The following is a 19,003-nucleotide window of genomic DNA, read 5'->3' as shown; positions in this document are numbered from 1 at the left end:
GTGCGGAGATGACCACACATAACGACTGCGAGCTTGCCTTGCGCAAGGCGGTGCGCGAACTTCAAGCGGTTCCTGCGATCCAGATCAGTGCCGGTGAACTCGAAGATGAGGCACCGTCGGATCTGAGTCCTGCCCAAGTGGAAAATGATATCCGCGAAGAATTTGGAACGAACCTTCCGCAATCGGTGACTCAGTGCTCCGTAGCCTACGGGCACATTTCCTATCACTGGTGGATCGATCATTCCGAAGGGTCCGTGTCCGGCGAATTCAACCTGCGCCCGCCTTGCACCTGCCTGCCGACGATTCCACCTTCGGCGGAATGGATCATGTCCGACTCTGAAAGGGAACTTTCAGATCAGTTCCTCCTCTTTGACGACTTCCCTCAGGGAGGCACGGACCCTTACGTCGCCCTGCGCCTCGACAGCGATACACGATCGCCCGAGATCTGGTATCACGCAACGGAGTGCGGCCCGCTCCTGATCGACCTGGACTACTGCGCTTACTTGCGCACCCTCGCCATCACCAAAGGTGCCCTTGGTTGGCACTTCCTGTTCGCCGACATTTCATTGAAGCAAGCAGATTTCAGGTCCTACATCAATGAACTGAAGGGCATGCTCGCGGTGTTCCCGGAGCTCTTTCCAGAACACGACTACACCTCTCTGCAGGAGCGTCTGGAGGCCCGCCTGTGACCCGCTACACCGACATCCCCAAGCCCATCCGCTCCGGCATAGTCCTGATCGACCCCGACCGCGGCACCCCCCAGCGCATCATCGTCCTCCAGTTCAACCCGGACACTCTGGAGCGCAGCCTCTCGCCCCAGACCGCAGGGTCCGGCGGCGACTCCGGTGGCGGGGGCAGTGGAAACGGGGACCGCAACGAGGCTCTGCGGCTCAAGGGGCCGGCCCAGGAGCAATGGAAGTTCACCGCCGAGATCGATGCGACCGATCAGCTGGAGGTCGCCGCACCCGACGGTATCCACCCCCAACTCGCCACCCTGGAAATGCTGGTGCAGCCCACCACGGCGCAATTGCGTGAGGCGAGTCGGCTGGCCAAGAACGGGACGATCGAGATCAGCCCGATCGAGATGCCGCTGACCCTGTTCACCTGGGGGAGCAAGAGAGTCATGCCCGTCAGGCTCACCGAGCTCTCCATCAACGAGTCCGCCTTCGACGTGAACCTGAATCCCATCCGGGCCTCGCTCAGCATCGGTCTGAAGGTGCTCAGCGTCAGCGACCTGCCGGCCGGGCACCTGGGCGCCGACCTCTACATGGCGCACCTCGCGCAGAAGGAGCGCCTCGCGAGCGCCGTACGCCGCGGCAGCCTGGGCGCCCTCGGCCTCAACGGGGTGCTCGGCGGATGAAGCGGCGTGCCGAGCGAATGACGTGCGGGAACCCCCGGCCGGTACAGCACGGGAACCCCCGGCCGGTGCGGCACAGGGACACCCAGCAGGTGCAGCACGGGAACACCGAGCAGGAAGGGCTGAGCCACCGGCATGGCTGACATGGAGCCGTACGAGAGCGCGATGGACGCGATACCGGGCGCGCACCCGTATCCGAGGTCGAGTCGCTACCACGACGCCGAGATCGGGATTCACCGGCAGGCGGACGGCACCGAAGTGCGATACGCCAAGCGACGGTTACTGCCTCCGCTTCCGGACGGGGGTGACACCCAGCCGCACACCGTCAGTGCCGGGGAGCGCCCCGATCTGCTCGGGCAGCGCTACTTCGGGGATCCGGGCCAGTGGTGGCAGATCGCCGACGCCAACCCCGTACTGGATCCCGATGAGCTGACCGACGAGGCCGGCAGCACCATCGACATCCCGCCGGCCGGCGGCTTCCCGCAGGGGAACCGGCGTGTCTGAGCAGCCCGTGGGGAAAGGCCCCGTCCACATCACCCTGCACATGGGGACGCAGCTGACCAAGCCGGTTCCGCAGGAGGTCGCCGAGGCGCTGCTGTCCGCGCAGATCACCGCGACGGCGGGGGAGCGGAGCGGATTCCAGCTCGCCTTCGATCTCACGAAGAACGGGCTGATCAGCCGAAATCTCCTTCCCGAGGGGTTCTTCGACCCGAAGACACGCATCATCGTCACGGTCAGCATCAAGGGCACCCCCGAGGTGCTGCTCGACGGGCTGATCGTGCGCCAGGAGGTCGGGGCCAGCAATCAGCCGGGGCATTCCACGCTCACCATCACCGGAGAGGACCTCACCCTCCTCATGGATCTGGAGGAGCGGACCGACCGGTACCCGAACCTCCCGCCGTCCGAGCGCGTCCTCGCCATCCTGCGCCGGTACTCCGAGTACGGGATCCGCCCGGACGTCTACCGCGAGCAGATACCGCAGCCGCCCCAGCAGAACCTGCGGGTGCACTACCAGACCGGCACCGACCTGCAGTACGTCAATGAGCTCGCCCGGGCCAACGGCTACACCTTCTACCTGGAGCCGGGCCCCACCATCGGTCAGTCGTCCGCCCGTTGGGGTCCGGAGGTCCGCCTCGGCATCCGTCAGCACGCCCTCAACGTCAACATGGACGCCAACTCGACCGTCGACCAGCTGACATTCGCGTACGACGGCACCGCACGCCAGGAGCCGCAGGCCCGTGTGCAGGACCCGGCGACCCGGTTCTCCGCTCTGCTTCCGCAGCCGCCGATCAGCCCGCTGCGGCCCCCGCTCGGCAGGCGGCCCACCCCTGCGCTCAAGCGCAAGACGCTGTCCGGCACCGCCAAGCAGCTGCGCGCGCAGGCCGAGGCCCAGCTCCTCGCGCAGGCCGCCACATCGGCCGACGTCATCAGCGGCTCCGGGTCGCTCGACGTGAACCGGCACGGGTATCTGCTGCAGCCCCGCCAACTGGTGGGTGTGCGCGGCTCGGGGCGCGCGTACGACGGCGACTACTACGTCAAGTCCGTCACGCACAATCTGCGGCCGGGCTCCTTCCAACAGAACTTCACGCTCTCCAGGGAGGGCCTGGAGGCGCAGAACGACACCGTCCGGCCCTGACCCACCCCAAGCGAGCAACACCGCACACACCAGGAGCAGCTCAGCATGGCGGCACCCAGCAATCGCTTCCTCGGCAAGTTCCGCGGCCGGGTCATGGACAACAACGACCCGCTGCACCTGGGCAGGGTCACCGTCGAGGTCCCGGACGTGCTCGGTGACGAGCCGTCGACCTGGGCGCTGCCCTGCCTTCCGTTCACCGGGCCCGAGGCCGGCCAGTTCGTGGTGCCGTCGAGGGGCACGGGCGTGTGGGTGGAGTTCGAGCAGGGCGACCCGAGCTTCCCGATCTGGACGGGCTGCTGGTACGGCGACGAGAAGGAACTGCCTCCAGACGCAAAGAAGTTGGTGGAGACGCCGTCCGATTTCAAGCCGGTCGTGGTGCAGACACCCGGGGCGCACAAGATCGTGATGTCCGACGCGCCGGGTGACGAGCGGGGGATCAAGCTGCAGGCCGACGGCGGCTCGTACATCCACATCACCAGGGAAAGGATCACCATCGCGACGGGCGAGGGCGCGGAGATCGTCCTGGAAGGCAAGCGAGTGATCATCGGCAAGGGCCTGATCGTGGCCGCCAAGCAGTAACAAGACGGGGGACGAATCAAGTTGACCGGGATATCCGGGGGATACACATCCGGCAGTCTGCTCGGCGAGGACGCCGTGATCAGCTGCCCGCACGGCGGCCGCGCCACGACCGCCACGCCGTCGAACGGGCCGGTGCTCCTCAACGGAGTGCCGGTCCTCACCGGCGCGCACGCCCATGTGGTCGCAGGCTGCCCGCACACCGCCGACGGTGTGCCCTCACCCTGTGTGACCGTCCGCTTCGCCGCGGACGACACCGGCATCACCGTCGACGGCGCGCCCGTGCTGCTCGACACCTCCGCGGCCCAGTGCTTCTCCGCGGCGTCCGTCGCCCAGGGGCCGCCCTTCGTCCAGGCACGCAGCGAGAGGTGACCGTCCCATGAGCCGACGCGGCAGGGTCCGCAGCGACATCGCCTTCCCGTTCCGGGTCGACCGGCGGGGGCGCACCGCGCACGCGGATCACGACGAGCATGTACGGGACCTGATCGAGCAACTGCTGTTCACCAGCCCCGGTGAGCGCGTGATGCGCCCCGACTTCGGCTGCGGACTGCGCGACCTGGTGTTCTCGCCCAACAGTCCCGAGCTGACCAGCACCCTGGAGCTGTCCGTGCAGGCCGCTCTGCAGCGCTGGCTCGGCGACCGTATCGAGGTCGAGGCCCTGGACATGGAGAGCGACGAGAACGTCGTACGCGTCCACCTCGCCTACGCCGTACGCGTCACCGGTACCCGCCGTGATGACGTCTTCGAAGGGAGGGTCCGGGCGTGAGCAGCACCACGACCAGCACCAGGCGGGCCAAGGTGAGAGCCGCACAGCTCAACGGAGTCGACTCCGTCGAGGTGAGCGACGACGGGCTCACCCTGACCGTCACCTTCCTCGGCAAGGCCCCGCACGGACTGTGCCCGGAGAACGTACGCATCGACGGTGGCCGCCGCATCACCGGCATCCATGCCGAAGACGTGAGCGTCGAGCGCGAGGAGGACCCGGAGCTCGACGACCGCCTGTACGTCACCCTCGACAAGGCGGGCGACACCTCCCGCTACCGGCTCTGCCTCGTGGAGACCGATCCGTACGGGCGGCCCGGCGAGGTGCCCTTCCGTGGCTTCGACCAGCGCTATCACAGCGCCGCGTTCGCCTTCCGTCCCGACTGCCCCACACCGTTCGACTGCAAGGAATCGCTCCACCACGAGGAGAGCTTTCCCGTGGCACCGGTCACCCCCGTGGCGCCGGTCATCGACACAGTGCCGGTCATCGACTACACGGCCCGCGACTACGAGACGATCCGCAAGCTGCTGCTCGACCGGCTCGCGCTCACCACTCCCGACTGGGCCGAGCAGAGCCCCGCCGACCTCGGCACGACCCTCGTCGAACTGCTCGCGTACACCGGCGACCGGATCAGTTATCAGCAGGACGCGGTCGCCACCGAGGCCTATCTGGACACCGCCCGCCGCCGGATCTCCGTACGCCGTCACGTACGGCTCATCGACTACGCGATGCACGACGGCGTGTGCGCGCGGGCGTACGTCGCCGTCGAGACGGCCGGCGAACACACCCTGCTGCCGGGGACCTTCCGCTTCGCCTCCGTGGACATCCGCGCCCTCGACCCGCACGATACCCCCGCACCCGGCACCGTCATCGACGACGTGGACCTCGCCGACCTGGACGAACGCGGCTCGGTCGAGGTGTTCGAACCGGTCGCCGCGGACGAGCCGCTGCGACTGCTCGACGCCCACAACGCGATCCGCCTGTGGACCTGGGGCGGCGAGGCGACCGTCCTGCCCAAGGGCGCCACCGCCGCCACTCTGCGCGACGAATGGCGCGATCCGGAGCTCTGGCAGGACCGCCGGCTCGACCTCCGCCCCGGCGACGTACTGATCCTCGAAGAGGTGAAGGGGCCGCGCACCGGCACCCCCGGCGACGCCGACCCCACCCACCGTCAGGCCGTCCGCCTCACCTCCGTCACCCCCGGAGTCGACAGCGTCGAGGACCAGCCCGTCCTCGACGTCACCTGGGCCGCCGAGGACGCCCTGCGCTTCCCGCTCCGCCTGGCCACGCTCGCAGGCCGCGACTGCGCTCCCGTCGAGGACGTCGGCCTGGCGCGCGGGAATGTCGTGCTCGTCGACCACGGCCGCTCCCTGACCTGGTGCGGCGACGGCCTGTCCGAGACGGTGACCGTGCCGCACGAACCGGCCGTGGTCGGCACCTGCGGCACGCCGGCCTTCGGCTGCGCCGACCGGGACGAGGGCAACGCACCGGCCCGGCTCATCAACTTCCTTGCCGACAAAGCCGAATGCGGTACACCACTGAGCGCGGACGACATCCGTGAGCTGTTCGACGTCGTCGGCGAGGCGGAGACCGGCCGTGCCGGGCTCGGCCTCGAACTCGCCGGGAAACACGGTCGCGAGCGTGTGGTGCCCGGCACCTCCTACGCCCAGGCCGCCGCTCTCCGGTCCCTCCTCGCCCAGTCCGTGTACCCGGGCATCAGGCCCCGCTTCCACCCCAAGCCCGGCCGCTCGCCCATCACCCAGGCCGTCGCCTTCCCGGACCCGGCCCATGTCAGCAAGGGCCAGGCCGACCGGCTCGCCGCGATCCCCGGGCGGATCAGGCAGCGCCTGGCCGAGCTGTGGCGCAGCGCCCGCGACCGCGACGGGCTCGGCGAGCCGGAGATCGCCGAACTCACCGTCCTCTACGGCCTGAAGATCCTGGAGCACCTCGAACTCCACGCCCACCCGGTCCGCGCCCTGCGTGAACTCCTGTATCGCAGCGACCAGTTGCTCGCGGACAAGCTGAGCCGCATCGAGGTCCTCACCGCCCGCGCCCGCGCCGGCACGGTCCTCGACGGACACATCGCCTGGGAGATCGCCCACACCTGGGGCCCGGCGTACGCGGCCGGACTCCACCCCGACGAGCCAGTCCTGCGCGGCCCGGCCGCCGATGCCGTCGCCCAGGACCCGCGCCACGCCCTGCCCGCCGTACGTGTCCACGACGGCGAGCACGTCTGGGAGCCGCGCCGTGACCTGCTCGAAAGCGGGTCACGAGACCGGCACTTCGTCGGCGAGCTCGACGACGACGGCCGCCTCGCCCTGCGCTTCGGCGACGGCCTGAACGGTGCCAGGCCCGCCCCGGGCGCCCGCCTGGAGATCCGCTACCGGCTCGGCGGCGGCACCGCGGGCAACGTGGGGGCGGAGGCCATCAACCACCTGGTGCTCTGCGGGGAGGCCGAGGACGACAGCCCGGTGCCGGTCGCCGGCGTGCGCAACCCGCTGCCGGCCGTCGGTGGCACCGAGCCCGAACCACTGGAGCAGGTACGCCAGTTGGCCCCCCTCGACCTGCGCCGCACCCGTCTGCGAGCCGTCACCGCCGAGGACTACGCGGCGCTCGCCTCGGCCCTGCCCGGAGTGCAGCGGGCCGCAGCCGAGATCCGCTGGACCGGCAGCGTCCAGGAGGCGCACATCGCCATCGACGCCCACGGCACGGGGGAGCCCTCGCCCGCCCTGCTCGACTCGGTCGGGCACGCGCTGGAGGCGTACCGGCGCATCGGCCACGACCTGGTCGTGAGCCCCGCCCGCCCGGTGCCGGTGGACATCGAGCTGTGCGTGTCCGTGGAGCCGGGGCACCAGCACGGGCAGATCCTCGCCGAGCTGTACCGGGTACTCGGACGCGGCCGGCTGCCCGGCGGGCGGCTCGGCTTCTTCCACCCGGACGCCCTGACCTTCGGTGAACCGGTGCGCCTCAGCAGGCTGGTCGCGGCAGCGGCCGCGGTGCAGGGCGTGCACGGCGTCCAGGTCACCCGGCTGCGACGCCTGTTCCACGAGGACCGCGGAGAGAGGGAGGACGGTGTGCTGCGGATCGACCCGCTCTCCATCGCCACCTGCGACAACGATCCGGACCGGCCCGAGAACGGCCGCCTGGAGATCACCCTGGGAGGTGCCCGATGAGTGACTTCGACGAGTGCGCCTGCGGCGGCGCGTGCGGCGGCGGTCACGACGAGCGCCGGGCGCCGTCCGCACCGCACAACCCGCCGGGCCGTACCGCGCTCGACTACCGCGTCGGCGACTACGGCTCCTTCCTGGCCGCCCTGCACGACCGGCTCGCCTCACCCGCCTACCCGGCACTGGACCGGCTCACCGTCCGTACCCCCGACGACCCGGCGCTCGGCCTGCTCGACGCCACCGCGGTCCTCGGGGACCTGCTCACTTTCCACTCCGAGCGGATCGCCGACGAGGCGTACGTGCGTACCGCCAACGAGCACCGCTCGCTGGCGCTGCTGGGCCGGCTGGTCGGTCACCGGCCGCGCCCCGGCGTCGCCGCCTCCACCCACCTCGCGTACCGCCTCGACCGCGACCCGCGCGCAGAGGCGCTGGCCGTGACCGTCCCGCGCGGCGCGCGCAGCCACTCCGTGCCCGCAGCCGCCGACGAGGAGTCCCAGACCTTCGAGACGGGCCGGGACCTGACGGCCCGCTGGGACTGGAACGAGCTCGAGGTGCGCCGCCGACGGGCCACGCTCATCACCCCGGACGACGTGGAGCGTCGCTCCGAGCTGTTCGTCGAGGGCGCCGACAACTTCCTGCACACGGGGGACCAGCTGCTGTTCGTCTTCGACGAGAAGGCGGGAGGCGACCGGCGCCTCGCACCCATCGCGCGTGTCCGCGTCGACCGGGACGACGGCATCACCGGCATCGGCCTGCCCGTCTCGGCGCCGCCGACCCTGAAGGAACTCGTCGACGAGGTGGGGCGCTGGGTCGCCGAACCGGAGGAACCGGGTGAGCCGGGGGAGGAACCGCCCACGCCGGAAGTGCCCAACCCGCGGCCGGTCAGCCTGTTCATCGAGGAGTTCCACCAGCAGGTGCTGGGGCCCCTGCGGGCCGACCTGCCGGGCATCAGGACGCCGGGGAAGCTCGCCGCCCGGCTCGCCGAGCCGGTGGAGCGCCTCGGCGAGGCGCAGGTCCTCGCCGAGGCGTACGAGGATGTGGCGGCCTGGTTCGAGCAGCTGGAGGCCATCCTCGCCGAGCTGGCCGAACGTGCCCTGGACCTGGCGCCCGGCCGCCCGGTGGACGAGGACGAGCGGGCCGCGGCACTGAAGTACACGGCGCAGCGGCAGCAGCCCCGGGCCGCCGCCTTCGACGCCCTGGCCGCCCTCGTGCCCGCACTCACCGCCGGCCGGGCCGCCGGCCGGGGCCGCCGCACTCCCGCCGCCCCGACCCCGGGTGGCGACACGGCCCGCCTCCTCGCGGCCCTCCACCCGGGCCTCGGCCGCACCCTCTACCCGGCCCTGCTCAAGGCCAAGGCGCCGAGCGCGCCCAAGCTGCTGCGCGAGCTCCTCGCCATGCGGGTACGGACGGCCCCGTTCGGCGCGACGGCCCCGCTCAAGCCGGTCCAGGACGACCGCGGCCGGGTCGTCCGCACCGCCGACTGGCCGCTCACCGGCGCCGTGCTGACCAGCATGCGCGTCGTCTTCGACACCTCGGGCAAAGTCCCGGAGAAGGCCGAGTTCCAGTACATCGAGGGCAGCGCCTCCGACCAGCGGTCGGAGAGCCTGCTCGGCCGGCCGAACATCCCGGCGTTCCCGCTCGGCCCCGGCACGGTGGACCTGTCGACCCGCACCGCCCCGGACCGCGAACTGAGCTGGCTGGCCCGGCGCCCCACCGACTCCCAGGAGCCCGGCGTCACCGCCCAGCTGCACGCGGGGCTGCCCGAACTCGGCCTGTTCGTGTCCCGGCCCGACAACGAGAACAGCATCCACGTCGTCGTCAGCAACGGCTCGTCCGAGCCCGTGACCCTGCGGCCCGGCGTGCCCCAGCAGGTCACGCGCGACGGATACGAGGTGACGCTCAAGTACACGGTGGCCGGAACCCAGCCGGGCGTCGAAATCGTCATCGCCGGCCAGTCCGAGCCGGTCGACCGCAGCATCCTGCAGCTGGACAGCGTGCAGGACGCCATCACCGTCGGCAGCTGGGCCGTGGTCCTGCGCCCCGGCAAGGGCAAGGAGGGCGGCGTCCCCGGCGACCCGAAGCTGGCGTTCGTCTCCACCAAGGTCGAGGCCGTGCGCACCACCGCGTACACCAACTACGGCATCACCGGCCGGGGCACCGAACTCGTCCTCAGCGACCCATGGCTGGACGACAAGGACGTGCTGCTCTCGCACATCAGGGAGACCACGGTGTACGCGGCCGGGGAGCCGCTGCGGATGGCGGACGAGCCGCTCGGCGAGGACGTGCACGGCAACGAGATCGAGCTGGCCGACCTGCATCAGGACCTGCAGCGCGGCCGGACGCTCGTCGTCAGCGGGGAACGCAGCGACATCCCCGGCACGACCGGCGTCGAGGCCACCGAGGTCGTGGTGATCGCCGAGACCGAGCGGGTCACCGACCCGACGGCCCCGGACGGGCCCGCCCACACCAGGCTGACGCTCACCGCCGACCTCGCCCACCGCTACCGCCGCGAGACGGTTCGGATCCTCGGCAATGTGGTGGAGGCGACGCACGGCGAGAGCCGTGACGAACCCATCGGCAGCGGCAACTCCGAGCGGGTCAACCAGACCTTCGCGCTCTGGCAGTCCCCGCTCACCTGGATGGCCGCCAACACCCCTCTGGGCGCGACACCCGCCCTGGAGATACGCGTCGACGGACTGCTCTGGCACGCCGTCGACAGCCTCGCCGGGCGCGGCCCCCGCGACCGCGTCTACATCACCGGCTCCGCCGCCGACGGCCGCACCACCGTGACCTTCGGCGACGGTGTGCACGGCGCCAGGCTGCCCAGCGGCCACGAGAACATCCGCGCCCGCTACCGCTTCGGTACCGGCAAGGCCGCCAATGTGGCCGCGGACCGCATCACCCAGGCCGTCACCCGCCCCCTCGGTGTCACCGCGGTCACCAACCCGCGGCCCGCCACCGGAGGCGCCGACGCGGACACGCCCGCGCTCACCCGCCGCACCATTCCGCTGTCGGTCGCGGCCCTGGACCGCCTCGTCTCGGCCCCCGACTACGAGGACTTCGCCCGCTCCCGCGCCGGGATCGGCCGGGCATCGGCCCGTGAACTCTTCGACGGCAGAAGGCGGTTGCTCCATGTGACGGTCGCCGGCACCGACGATGTGCCGATCGCCGGCCCCGATGGGGAATCCGACCTGCTGCGCTCCCTCCGCGCCTCCCTCTCCGAGTACGGCGACCCGCGCCTGGCTGTGCGGGTCGACGTACGCGAACTCGTGGTGCTGCTCCTCGCGGCCAAGGTCAAGGTGGCGCCCGATCACGCCTGGGAGACCGTCGAGCCGCGACTGCGCCAAGCGCTGCTGCGCCGCCTCGGCTTCGAGGGACGGGAACTGGCCCGGCCCGCCGCCCTGTCCGAGGTCCTCGCCACGGCGCACGCGGTGCCGGGCGTCGACTACATGGACGTCGACGTGTTCACCGGAGTTCCCGCCTCGGCGACGCCCGGCGAGCTGGCCGACCTGGTCACCGACCCCGGTCCGCCGCGTCCCGTCGTCCCGGCGCACCCGGCGACGTACGACGAACGTGTGCACACCGTGCGCGACAAGGACGGCGAGACCCTGTCGGCCGTCTGCGCCCGCTACGGACTGCCGCTGCCCGAACTCCTGCGTCTCAACCCCGACATCACCGACACCCGGCGCCTGGCCGAGGGCCGTCCGGTGTACGTCTTCCGCGGCATCCGCCCGGCGCAGCTCGCACTGCTGTCCCCGAAGGCCGCGGACACGATCGTTCTCACGGAGGTCAAGTGATGTCCCGAGAGCCGGACGGCCTCGCCGATCTACTGCCCCTGTGGCACCGACTGCGCGACACGGAGGAGGGCGAACCGTTGCGGGCGCTGCTCGCCGTCATGGCCGAACAGCTGGACCGGGTGCGCGACGGTGTCGAGCAGGGCTACGAGGACCTGTTCGTGGAGACGGCCGCGCCCTGGGTGCTGCCCTACCTCGGCGACCTCGTGGGCTACCGGACCCTGCCCGGCTACGAGCGGGTCCTCGCCCCCGGCCTGCGCGGGGCGGCCTCGGCCGGACTGGAGCAGGCCATCGCGCCGCGCCGCGATGTCGCCGCGACCGTCGCCGACCGGCGCCGCAAGGGCACCCTGCACCTCCTGGAGGAGATCTCCGAGCAGGTCGCGAACTGGCCCGCACGGGCGGTGGAGCTGTCGCGGCTCGTCTCCCATCAGCAGCCGGTCAAGCTGTACGCGGACGGGGCCGGACACCGCTCCGGGCGTGGACGGACCGCCGACCTGCGCGACGGCTCGGCGCTCGATCTGGCGGGCGGGCCCTTCGGGACGGTGTCCCGCTCGGTGGACGTGCGGCGCGCGGATTCCCGCTACCGCCAAGGGGGTTGGAGCCCGGCCGGGGTGGCGCTGTTCGTGTGGCGTCTCAAGGCGTACCCGCTGACCGCGTCACCCGCGTACTGCATCGACCGGGCCCGCAACCTGTACACCTTCTCCATCCTCGGCAACGACAGCCCGCTGGTCACCAAGCCGGAGCCGGAGCCGTCCGCCACGCACATCGCGACGGTCGACAACGTTCCGGCGTTCATCCGGCGCCGCCAACTGCACGACCGGCTCGCCGACTACTACGGGCCGGGCAAGAGCTTCGTGATCCGGCGTGACGGCGAGGACGAGCCCGTGCCGCTGTCCGACATCGTGGTCGCCGATCTGTCGCGATGGCGCTACCGGCCGCGGCGCGGACAGGTCGCCGTCGACCCGGAGCTGGGCCGGATCGCGTTCGGCGCGCGGTCCGCGCCACGGCAGGGCGTGTGGGTCGACCACCACTACGCGTTCGGCGCCGACATGGGCGGCGGCGAGTACCCGCGCGACCGCGTCGAGCGGCCCGACGCCACCGTGTACCGGGTGGGCCCCGGCGAGACGTACCGGCAGATCATGGACGCCTACCGGGCCTGGCAGCACGACCGCCGGGCGGGCACCTGCGGGCCCGACGGAATCGTCGAGATCACCCACAGCGGCGCCTACCAGGAACAGCTGGACTTCGACCTCGGCCCGGGCGACCGCTTCGAGCTCCGTGCCGCGGAGGGCGCACGGCCCGTCATCCGGCTCCTCGACTGGTACAGCAACCGGCCCGACGCCCTCAACATCCGGGCGGTGCCGGAGGACTGCGCGCCCGGGGAGCGACCGCGCATCGTGCTCGACGGGCTGCTGGTCGCCGGGCGCGGCATCAACGTCACGGGCCCGATGGGAGCGGTCGTCGTACGGCACTCGACGCTCGTTCCCGGCTGGTCCCTGGAGCCGGAGTGCGATCCGCACTCGCCCGACGAGCCCAGCATCGTCCTGGAACGCACGACCGCCTGCCTGCAGATCGAGGACAGCATCCTCGGCACCATCGAGGTCATCGGGGACGAAGTGTCCGAGGAACCCCTCGACATCCACCTGCGCGACTCGATACTCGACGCCACAGGACCCGGCAGAGAGGCGCTGTCCGCACCGGACTGCCGGCACGCGCACGCCGTACTGCACATCCACCGCTCCACCGTGATGGGTGAGGTGCACACGCACGCGGTGCGCATCGCCGAGAACTCGGTCTTCACCGGCCGGCTGCACGTCGCCCGGCGCGGCATCGGGTGCCTGCGCTTCAGCTACGTTCCCGCCGGATCACGCACCCCGCGCCGCTACCGTTGCCTGCCCGACCTCGCGGGTCCTGGCGACGCCGCGAAGGTGCGGCCGCTCCTCACGTCCGAGCGGTACGGGACGCCCCGGTACGGGGAGCTGGCCGACCGGTGCGCCGAGGAGATCCGGCGCGGGGCCGAGGACGGGGCCGAGATGGGCGCCTTCCACGACCTGTACCGGCCGCAGCGCGAGGACAGCCTGCGGGCCCGCCTCACGCAGTACGTGCCCGCCGGGACGGACGCCGGGATCTTCTTCGTGACCTGAGGGCCCGTGCCGAGCCGTTCCTGCCGGGCGCATACCGCGCCCTTCCCACCGACGACGTGCGACCCGCACATCTCCGAACCAGGGGGACACCCTTCATGCACGCAGATCTCTCCCGCACCACCTTCCGGCCCGCGCGGCACTACTCGGCGGTCATCGCCCAGCAGGGCCGGGTCCAGCTCGACGCGGATGCCAACGAGCAGGCCGCGATCCAGCTCCACCAGGCGCGCACGACCGCCGTCGACCTGATCGGACAGCACGGCGGCCCGCTCGCCGCCGACGGGGACACGGGCTTCCGCATCCAGTACCACGGCGCCACCCCCGACCTCGACACCCTGGACATCCACGGCGGCCACTACTACGTCGACGGCATCCTGTGCGACGCGACCCGCCCGGCCCCCGGCGACGCGGTGCCCGACGAGGACGCCGCCGCCGGCCGCGACGGTGACCCCGACGACGGGACGCCCACGGGCACGCCGCCCGCGTTCTGGGACTACTGGGACCAGCCCGACGGCTACCGCGACAAGGAGAAGCCGGGCGACCGGCTGCCCACCGACTACCCCTTCGTCGTGTACCTCGACGTGTGGGAGCGCGCGGTGACCGCCGCCGAGGACCCGGCGCTGCGCGAGGTCGCCCTCGGCTCGGCGATGCCCGACACCGCCGCCCGCCGCAAGGTCGTCTGGCAGGTACTGCCGCTCGCCTACTCGAAGCTGGGCATCGAGGGCGATGTGCCGCCGCCCGACGACGTACGCAGGGCCTTCGAACGCTGGGCGGCGAACGAAGCCGCCCCCAAGTCCCGCCTGGCCGCCCGCAGCGAGCGCCCCGACCGCGCCGACGAGGACCCTTGCCGGGTCAAGCCGGACGCCCGCTACCGGGGCCCGGAGAACCAGCTCTACCGCGTCGAGATCCATGAGGGGGGCCGGGCCGGCCAGGCGGGCAAGCCCGGCGACGCCACCTTCAAGTGGTCCCGCGAGAACGGCTCCGTGGTTTTCCCGGTCGATGAGATCGACGGCACCTGGTTGCAGCTGGCCACCCTCGGGCAGGACGACAAGCTGGACCTTGACGTCGGCGACCACGTCGAGCTCGTCGACACCGCCTACGCCTCACGCCTGGAGCCCCTGCCGCTGCTCAAGGTCGAGGAACTGGACCTGCCCGGCCACCGGGTACGACTTTCCGCCGAGCCCGACCAGCACGTCGGGCGGCGCCCCGAACTCCACCCGTACCTGCGCCGCTGGGACCACCAGGCGGGCCCGAGGCACCGCGGCGCGCGCACCACCGCGCTGCGCGGCTGCGCCGTCCGCATCGAGGAAGGCGCCTGGCTGCCGCTGGAGGACGGCGTCGAGGTCTACTTCGAGAAGGGCGGCACGTACCGCACCGGCGACTACTGGACCGTCACCGCTCGCACCGCCACCGGCGGGGTCGAATGGCCGGTGAACGCCGCCCGCAAGCCGCTGCTGTGCCACCCCGCCGGCATCGTCCGCCACTACGCGCCGCTCGCCCTCGTCAAGGGCGAGGGCAGCCCCGTCGACCTGCGCCTCGGCTTCTCCCCCCTCGCCACCCGGCCGGTCCCGCCGGCGGACGCGGCTTCGCTCGTCGCCGAACAGCTGGCGCACGAGGAGGAGTTGGCCGCCGAGGGAGGGGCCCCGGCCACCGGAAGGTCGCAGACGACCGCCGAGGCCGAGGCCGCGGTGGACGAGTCCGCGACGGGAGGGGAGAACGCCTGATGGCCACGCCCCTGACCGCTTCCAAGCTGGTGGAAATCCTGCGTGCCGAGGGCCTCACCGTCCACGAGGTACGCAACTGGCGCCGCCACAACCGCAACGCGAAGGGCCCGTACGGCCCGATGAACGGTGTGATGATCCACCACACCGTCACCTCCGGGACGAACTCCTCGGTCGCGCTCTGCTACGACGGCCACTCCAGCCTGCCGGGCCCGCTGTGCCACGGCGTCATCGACAAGAAGGGCGAGGTCCACCTCGTCGGCAACGGCCGGGCCAATCACGCGGGTCTCGGCGACAGCGACGTGCTGCGCGCCGTCGTCAACGAGACGAAGCTGCCGCACGACAACGCCGCCGACACCGACGGCAACCGGCACTTCTACGGCTTCGAGTGCATCAATCTCGGCGACGGCAAGGATCCCTGGCCCGAGGCACAGAAGGAGGCCATCGAGAAGGTCGCCGCCGCCATCTGCCGCGCCCACGGCTGGAGCGAACGCTCGGTGATCGGCCACAAGGAGTGGCAGCCCGGCAAGGTCGACCCGCGCGGCTTCACGATGGACGGCATGCGCAAGCGCATAGCGGACCGGCTGGACGGCCGCGGCGGGAGCCACGAACCGAAGCCGAAACCGAAGCCGAAGACCGAGTACGAGGAGTTCCCGGGCAGCGGCTTCTTCCACACCGGACGGAGCCATCCCGTGATCACCAGGATGGGCAGTCGCCTGGTGGCGGAGGACTGCGGCCGCTACGAGGAGGGCCCGGGCCCCGAGTGGACCGAGGCCGACCGCAAGTCCTACGCGGCGTGGCAGCGCAAACTGGGCTTCAAGGGGAAGGACGCCGACGGCACCCCCGGGAAGGTCAGCTGGGACCGGCTGAAGGTGCCGAAGACGCAGCGGTGATCACGCCGGGGCCGGGGTCCGCGCGGACAGCTGATCGCCGGTGGGCGTGACTGCGGCCGCGCGGACGGTGGAACGCCCGGTACGAGCCTGCTGTTCGACGCTGTGGCCGGCCGGGTCTGCGCGCAGCTCCGTGCGGGCCTTCCGGGACTCGGTGCCGAGGTCCTCCAGACGGGCTGAACCGGATCGCCGCTGCCGCTGTACCTCAGAGAAGCCCAGGACGCGATGGAGACACTGCGGCAGGGCATCACGGATCAAGCCGGGACCATCGGTGACGTGTACCTCGACGACGGGCGCACCATCGTCACGTACGACGTCGTGCTGACTGCGTCCCGGGCCCTGGCGCGAGCGGTTCACACCAGCGGGCAGGAAGTGCCGTCGACCGACCGGATCCGCAAGGACCTCGGGAAGCTGAACGCCGATCTGCGGGTGCGCGGAGCAGGCGGCTGGATCTGCCTCACCAACGCGGGCAACCCGTACAACAAGGCCCTGTCCGTGGTCCACCTCGAACCCGGCTCGAAACGGCGGACGTTCGAGGGGGTGGCATGGCCGACCGGGCGTGCTCCCGCGCGCGAGGACGACTGCGTGATCCCGGCGCATCCGTAGTCCGCCGCGCCGGCCCCACCCGTTCGCGGGACGGCCCGGCCGGACCGGCCCCGCCCGCGAACGGGTGGGGCCGACGCGGTCGCTACCGGGCCGCGGTCCCGGGGGCTGCCGGGTTCGGCGCCGGGGCGTAGCCGGTGGGCCGGGTGGTGAACGTTCCCCTGCCCTGGGTCCGGCTGCGCAGCCGGGTCGCGTAACCGAACAGCTCCGCCAGCGGCACGGTCGCCGTGATCACCGCCGTGCCCGCCCGCGCGGTCGAGCCGGAGACCCGGCCGCGCCGGGCCGCCAGATCGCCGAGGACGCCGCCCACGGCGTCGTCGGGCACGGTGACGGTGACCTCCGCCACCGGCTCCAGCAGCACCATCGCGCTCGCCCGCAACGCCTCGCGGAGCGCGAACCGGCCGGCCGTGCGGAACGCCATCTCCGAGGAATCCTTGGAATGGGTGGCCCCGTCGGTCAGCGTGACCCGCAGCCCGGTCACCGGGTGTCCGCCGAGCGGGCCCTCGGCCAGCGCGTCCCGGCAGCCGGCCTCCACCGCCCGGACGTACTCCTGCGGCACCCGGCCACCGACCACGGTCGACCGGAACACGAAGTCGGGCCCGCCGTCCCCGCCGTCGTCACCGGTGGCCTCCAACGGCTCCGTGTCGATGACGACATGGGCGAACTGGCCGGCGCCGCCGTCCTGCTTCACATGCCGGTACACCAGCCCGGACACCCCGCGGGCGACCGTCTCCCGGTAGGCCACCTGCGGCCTGCCGACACCGATCTCCAGCTCGTGCGCACGCCGGATCTTCTCCACCGCGACCTCCAGATGCAGTTCCCCCATCCCCGACAGCACCGTCTGCCCGGTCTCCGGGTCGGTACGGACCGCCAGCGAGGGGTCCTCCTCGACCAGCCGCGCCAGCGCCGTCACCAGCCGTTCGGTATCGGTCCGCCTGCGGGCCTCGACCGCCACCGAGACGACCGGGTCGGCCGCGGTGGGCGGTTCGAGGACCAAGGGGGCCGAGGGCGCGCACAGGGTCGCCCCGGCGCGGGCCGCCTTCAGCCCGATCACCGCGACGATGTCCCCGGCCACCGCCGTATCGACATCCGTGTACCGTCCGGCCTGCAGGCGCAGGATCCGTCCGACGCGTTCGTGGCGCCGCGCGCCCGCGTCCAGCACCGTGTCCCCCTTCCGGATCGTTCCCGAATACACCCGCAGACAGGTCAGCCGGCCCGTGGCCGTCGAGTTCACCTTGAACACCAGCGCGGCGAACGGCGCCGCCGGATCGGCGGCCCGCTCCTGCACCGCGCCGTCCAGGGTGCCGCGCACCGGCGGCACGTCCGGCGGCGAGGGCAGATAGGCCACCACGGCCTCCAGAAGCGGCTCGACACCGCGGTTGCGGTAGGCCGAACCGCACAGCACCACAACACCCTCGCCGGTACGGGTCAGGTCGCGCAGCGCGGACCGCAGCGTCTGCTCGGAGACCGAGGACCGCGCGCAGAACTCCTCCAGCGCGGCCGGATGGAGCTCGGCCACCGTCTCCTCCAGCAGCCGCCTGCGCCGCCGCGCCTCCTCGCGCAGGGCGTCGGGCACCTGCCCCTCCTCGAACGTGCCGCCGCCGTCGGCCCAGACCAGCGCCCGCATACGCAGCAGATCCACCACTCCGCGGAATCCGTCCTCGCTCCCGATCGGCAGCTGGACCACCAGCGGGACGGTGTGCAGCCGGTCCCTGATCGACGCGACCGCCGTGTCCAGGTCGGCCCCGGCACGGTCCAGCTTGTTGACGAAGGCGATCCGCGGCACCTCGTGCCGGTCGGCCTGCCGCCACACCGACTCGCTCTGCGGCTCGACACCCGCGACGGCGTCGAACACCGCGATCGCGCCGTCGAGCACCCGCAGCGAGCGTTCCACCTCGTCGGAGAAGTCGACATGGCCCGGGGTGTCGATCAAGTTGATCCGGTGACCGTCCCACGAACAGCTCACCGCGGCGGCGAAGATGGTGATCCCGCGGTCGCGTTCCTGGGAGTCGAAGTCGGTGACCGTCGTCCCGTCGTGGACCTCGCCCTGCTTGTGGACGGCGCCGGTGAGATAGAGGATCCGCTCGGTGACGGTGGTCTTGCCAGCATCGACGTGGGCGAGGATGCCCAGATTGCGGACGTCGGTCAGCGGACTGGTGGGTTGACGGTGCAGTTCGGTACGCACGGCCCATGGCCTTTCGGAATGATCCGGAACGGAAGGGCGCGATTTCCCGGACGAACCGGCCTGTGATCAGGCCGGGCGAAGACCTCTGCAGCGATGTGTCACACCGGTGGGATGCCGCCCGGCCGTGTCGACGCCGGGCATCACGAGGTCAGTTGTTCGTCGCGGAGGAC

At 71.7% G+C, this 19,003-nt stretch carries 14 protein-coding genes; 13 read left to right on the top strand and 1 reads right to left on the bottom strand.

Annotated elements, in window-relative coordinates:
* Window positions 1-8: 8 nt before the first annotated feature.
* The 13 genes from OHA19_RS05850 (at window position 9) to OHA19_RS05790 (ending at window position 16,651) form a co-directional block, all read left to right on the top strand.
* A complete protein-coding gene (locus OHA19_RS05850) occupies window positions 9-689 on the top strand; it encodes a hypothetical protein (protein WP_405749562.1) in 681 nt (226 codons plus the stop codon).
* Window positions 686-1,360: a hypothetical protein gene (locus OHA19_RS05845; RefSeq protein WP_405749560.1), complete on the top strand. Its 675-nt coding sequence runs from the start codon at window positions 686-688 to the stop codon at window positions 1,358-1,360. The genes OHA19_RS05850 and OHA19_RS05845 overlap by 4 nt, the downstream gene beginning before the upstream one ends.
* 132 nt (window positions 1,361-1,492) lie before the next feature.
* Window positions 1,493-1,861, top strand: a complete 369-nt coding sequence (locus OHA19_RS05840; protein WP_405719185.1) for a hypothetical protein — start codon at window positions 1,493-1,495, stop codon at window positions 1,859-1,861.
* A complete protein-coding gene (locus OHA19_RS05835; protein WP_405719188.1) occupies window positions 1,854-2,993 on the top strand; it encodes a hypothetical protein in 1,140 nt (379 codons plus the stop codon). Before OHA19_RS05840 ends, OHA19_RS05835 begins: the two co-directional genes overlap by 8 nt.
* 45 nt (window positions 2,994-3,038) lie before the next feature.
* A complete protein-coding gene (locus OHA19_RS05830) occupies window positions 3,039-3,572 on the top strand; it encodes a phage baseplate assembly protein V (RefSeq protein WP_405719191.1) in 534 nt (177 codons plus the stop codon).
* Between the two features lie 21 nt (window positions 3,573-3,593).
* The gene (locus OHA19_RS05825; RefSeq protein ID WP_405749558.1) at window positions 3,594-3,941 is read left to right on the top strand and encodes a hypothetical protein; all 348 of its coding nucleotides are present in this window, start codon (window positions 3,594-3,596) and stop codon (window positions 3,939-3,941) included.
* A 7-nt stretch (window positions 3,942-3,948) separates the two neighbouring features.
* Window positions 3,949-4,335, top strand: a complete 387-nt coding sequence (locus tag OHA19_RS05820) for a GPW/gp25 family protein (RefSeq protein WP_405719197.1) — start codon at window positions 3,949-3,951, stop codon at window positions 4,333-4,335.
* Window positions 4,332-7,505 (top strand): putative baseplate assembly protein, encoded by a 3,174-nt coding sequence (locus tag OHA19_RS05815; RefSeq protein ID WP_405719200.1) that lies wholly within the window; start codon window positions 4,332-4,334, stop codon window positions 7,503-7,505. The genes OHA19_RS05820 and OHA19_RS05815 overlap by 4 nt, the downstream gene beginning before the upstream one ends.
* Entirely contained in the window at window positions 7,502-11,296 is a 3,795-nt protein-coding gene (locus OHA19_RS05810; RefSeq protein ID WP_405749556.1) for a putative baseplate assembly protein, read from the top strand. Before OHA19_RS05815 ends, OHA19_RS05810 begins: the two co-directional genes overlap by 4 nt.
* A complete protein-coding gene (locus tag OHA19_RS05805; RefSeq protein ID WP_405749554.1) occupies window positions 11,296-13,437 on the top strand; it encodes a hypothetical protein in 2,142 nt (713 codons plus the stop codon). The genes OHA19_RS05810 and OHA19_RS05805 overlap by 1 nt, the downstream gene beginning before the upstream one ends.
* Before the next feature lie 95 nt (window positions 13,438-13,532).
* Window positions 13,533-15,158 carry a DUF6519 domain-containing protein gene (locus tag OHA19_RS05800; RefSeq protein WP_405719208.1) on the top strand — a complete coding sequence of 542 codons (1,626 nt, stop codon included), beginning with the start codon at window positions 13,533-13,535 and terminating at the stop codon, window positions 15,156-15,158.
* Window positions 15,158-16,048 (top strand): peptidoglycan-binding protein, encoded by an 891-nt coding sequence (locus tag OHA19_RS05795; protein WP_405719210.1) that lies wholly within the window; start codon window positions 15,158-15,160, stop codon window positions 16,046-16,048. Before OHA19_RS05800 ends, OHA19_RS05795 begins: the two co-directional genes overlap by 1 nt.
* A 222-nt stretch (window positions 16,049-16,270) precedes the next feature.
* The gene (locus tag OHA19_RS05790) at window positions 16,271-16,651 is read left to right on the top strand and encodes a hypothetical protein (RefSeq protein ID WP_405719213.1); all 381 of its coding nucleotides are present in this window, start codon (window positions 16,271-16,273) and stop codon (window positions 16,649-16,651) included.
* A gap of 82 nt (window positions 16,652-16,733) precedes the next feature.
* Here the strand turns inward: OHA19_RS05790 and fusA are convergent, their stop codons facing one another.
* Window positions 16,734-18,833, bottom strand: a complete 2,100-nt coding sequence (gene fusA, locus OHA19_RS05785; protein WP_405749553.1) for an elongation factor G — start codon at window positions 18,831-18,833, stop codon at window positions 16,734-16,736.
* Window positions 18,834-19,003: the final 170 nt, after the last annotated feature.

The organism is Streptomyces sp. NBC_00012 (assembly GCF_045040875.1).
GTDB lineage: Bacteria > Actinomycetota > Actinomycetes > Streptomycetales > Streptomycetaceae > Streptomyces.
Note: the sequence above shows the minus strand (reverse complement) of the source record. Positions and strands in the feature narration are given on the sequence as shown.

Bases quoted from the DNA above. Each gene is read 5' to 3' on its own strand.
- OHA19_RS05850 (WP_405749562.1), top strand. From the start codon at position 9: ATGACCACACATAACGACTGCGAGCTTGCCTTGCGCAAGGCGGTGCGC.
- OHA19_RS05840 (WP_405719185.1), top strand. From the start codon at position 1,493: ATGGCTGACATGGAGCCGTACGAGAGCGCGATGGACGCGATACCGGGC.
- OHA19_RS05830 (WP_405719191.1), top strand. From the start codon at position 3,039: ATGGCGGCACCCAGCAATCGCTTCCTCGGCAAGTTCCGCGGCCGGGTC.
- OHA19_RS05820 (WP_405719197.1), top strand. From the start codon at position 3,949: ATGAGCCGACGCGGCAGGGTCCGCAGCGACATCGCCTTCCCGTTCCGG.
- OHA19_RS05810 (WP_405749556.1), top strand. From the start codon at position 7,502: ATGAGTGACTTCGACGAGTGCGCCTGCGGCGGCGCGTGCGGCGGCGGT.
- OHA19_RS05805 (WP_405749554.1), top strand. From the start codon at position 11,296: ATGTCCCGAGAGCCGGACGGCCTCGCCGATCTACTGCCCCTGTGGCAC.
- OHA19_RS05800 (WP_405719208.1), top strand. From the start codon at position 13,533: ATGCACGCAGATCTCTCCCGCACCACCTTCCGGCCCGCGCGGCACTAC.
- OHA19_RS05795 (WP_405719210.1), top strand. From the start codon at position 15,158: ATGGCCACGCCCCTGACCGCTTCCAAGCTGGTGGAAATCCTGCGTGCC.
- OHA19_RS05790 (WP_405719213.1), top strand. From the start codon at position 16,271: ATGGAGACACTGCGGCAGGGCATCACGGATCAAGCCGGGACCATCGGT.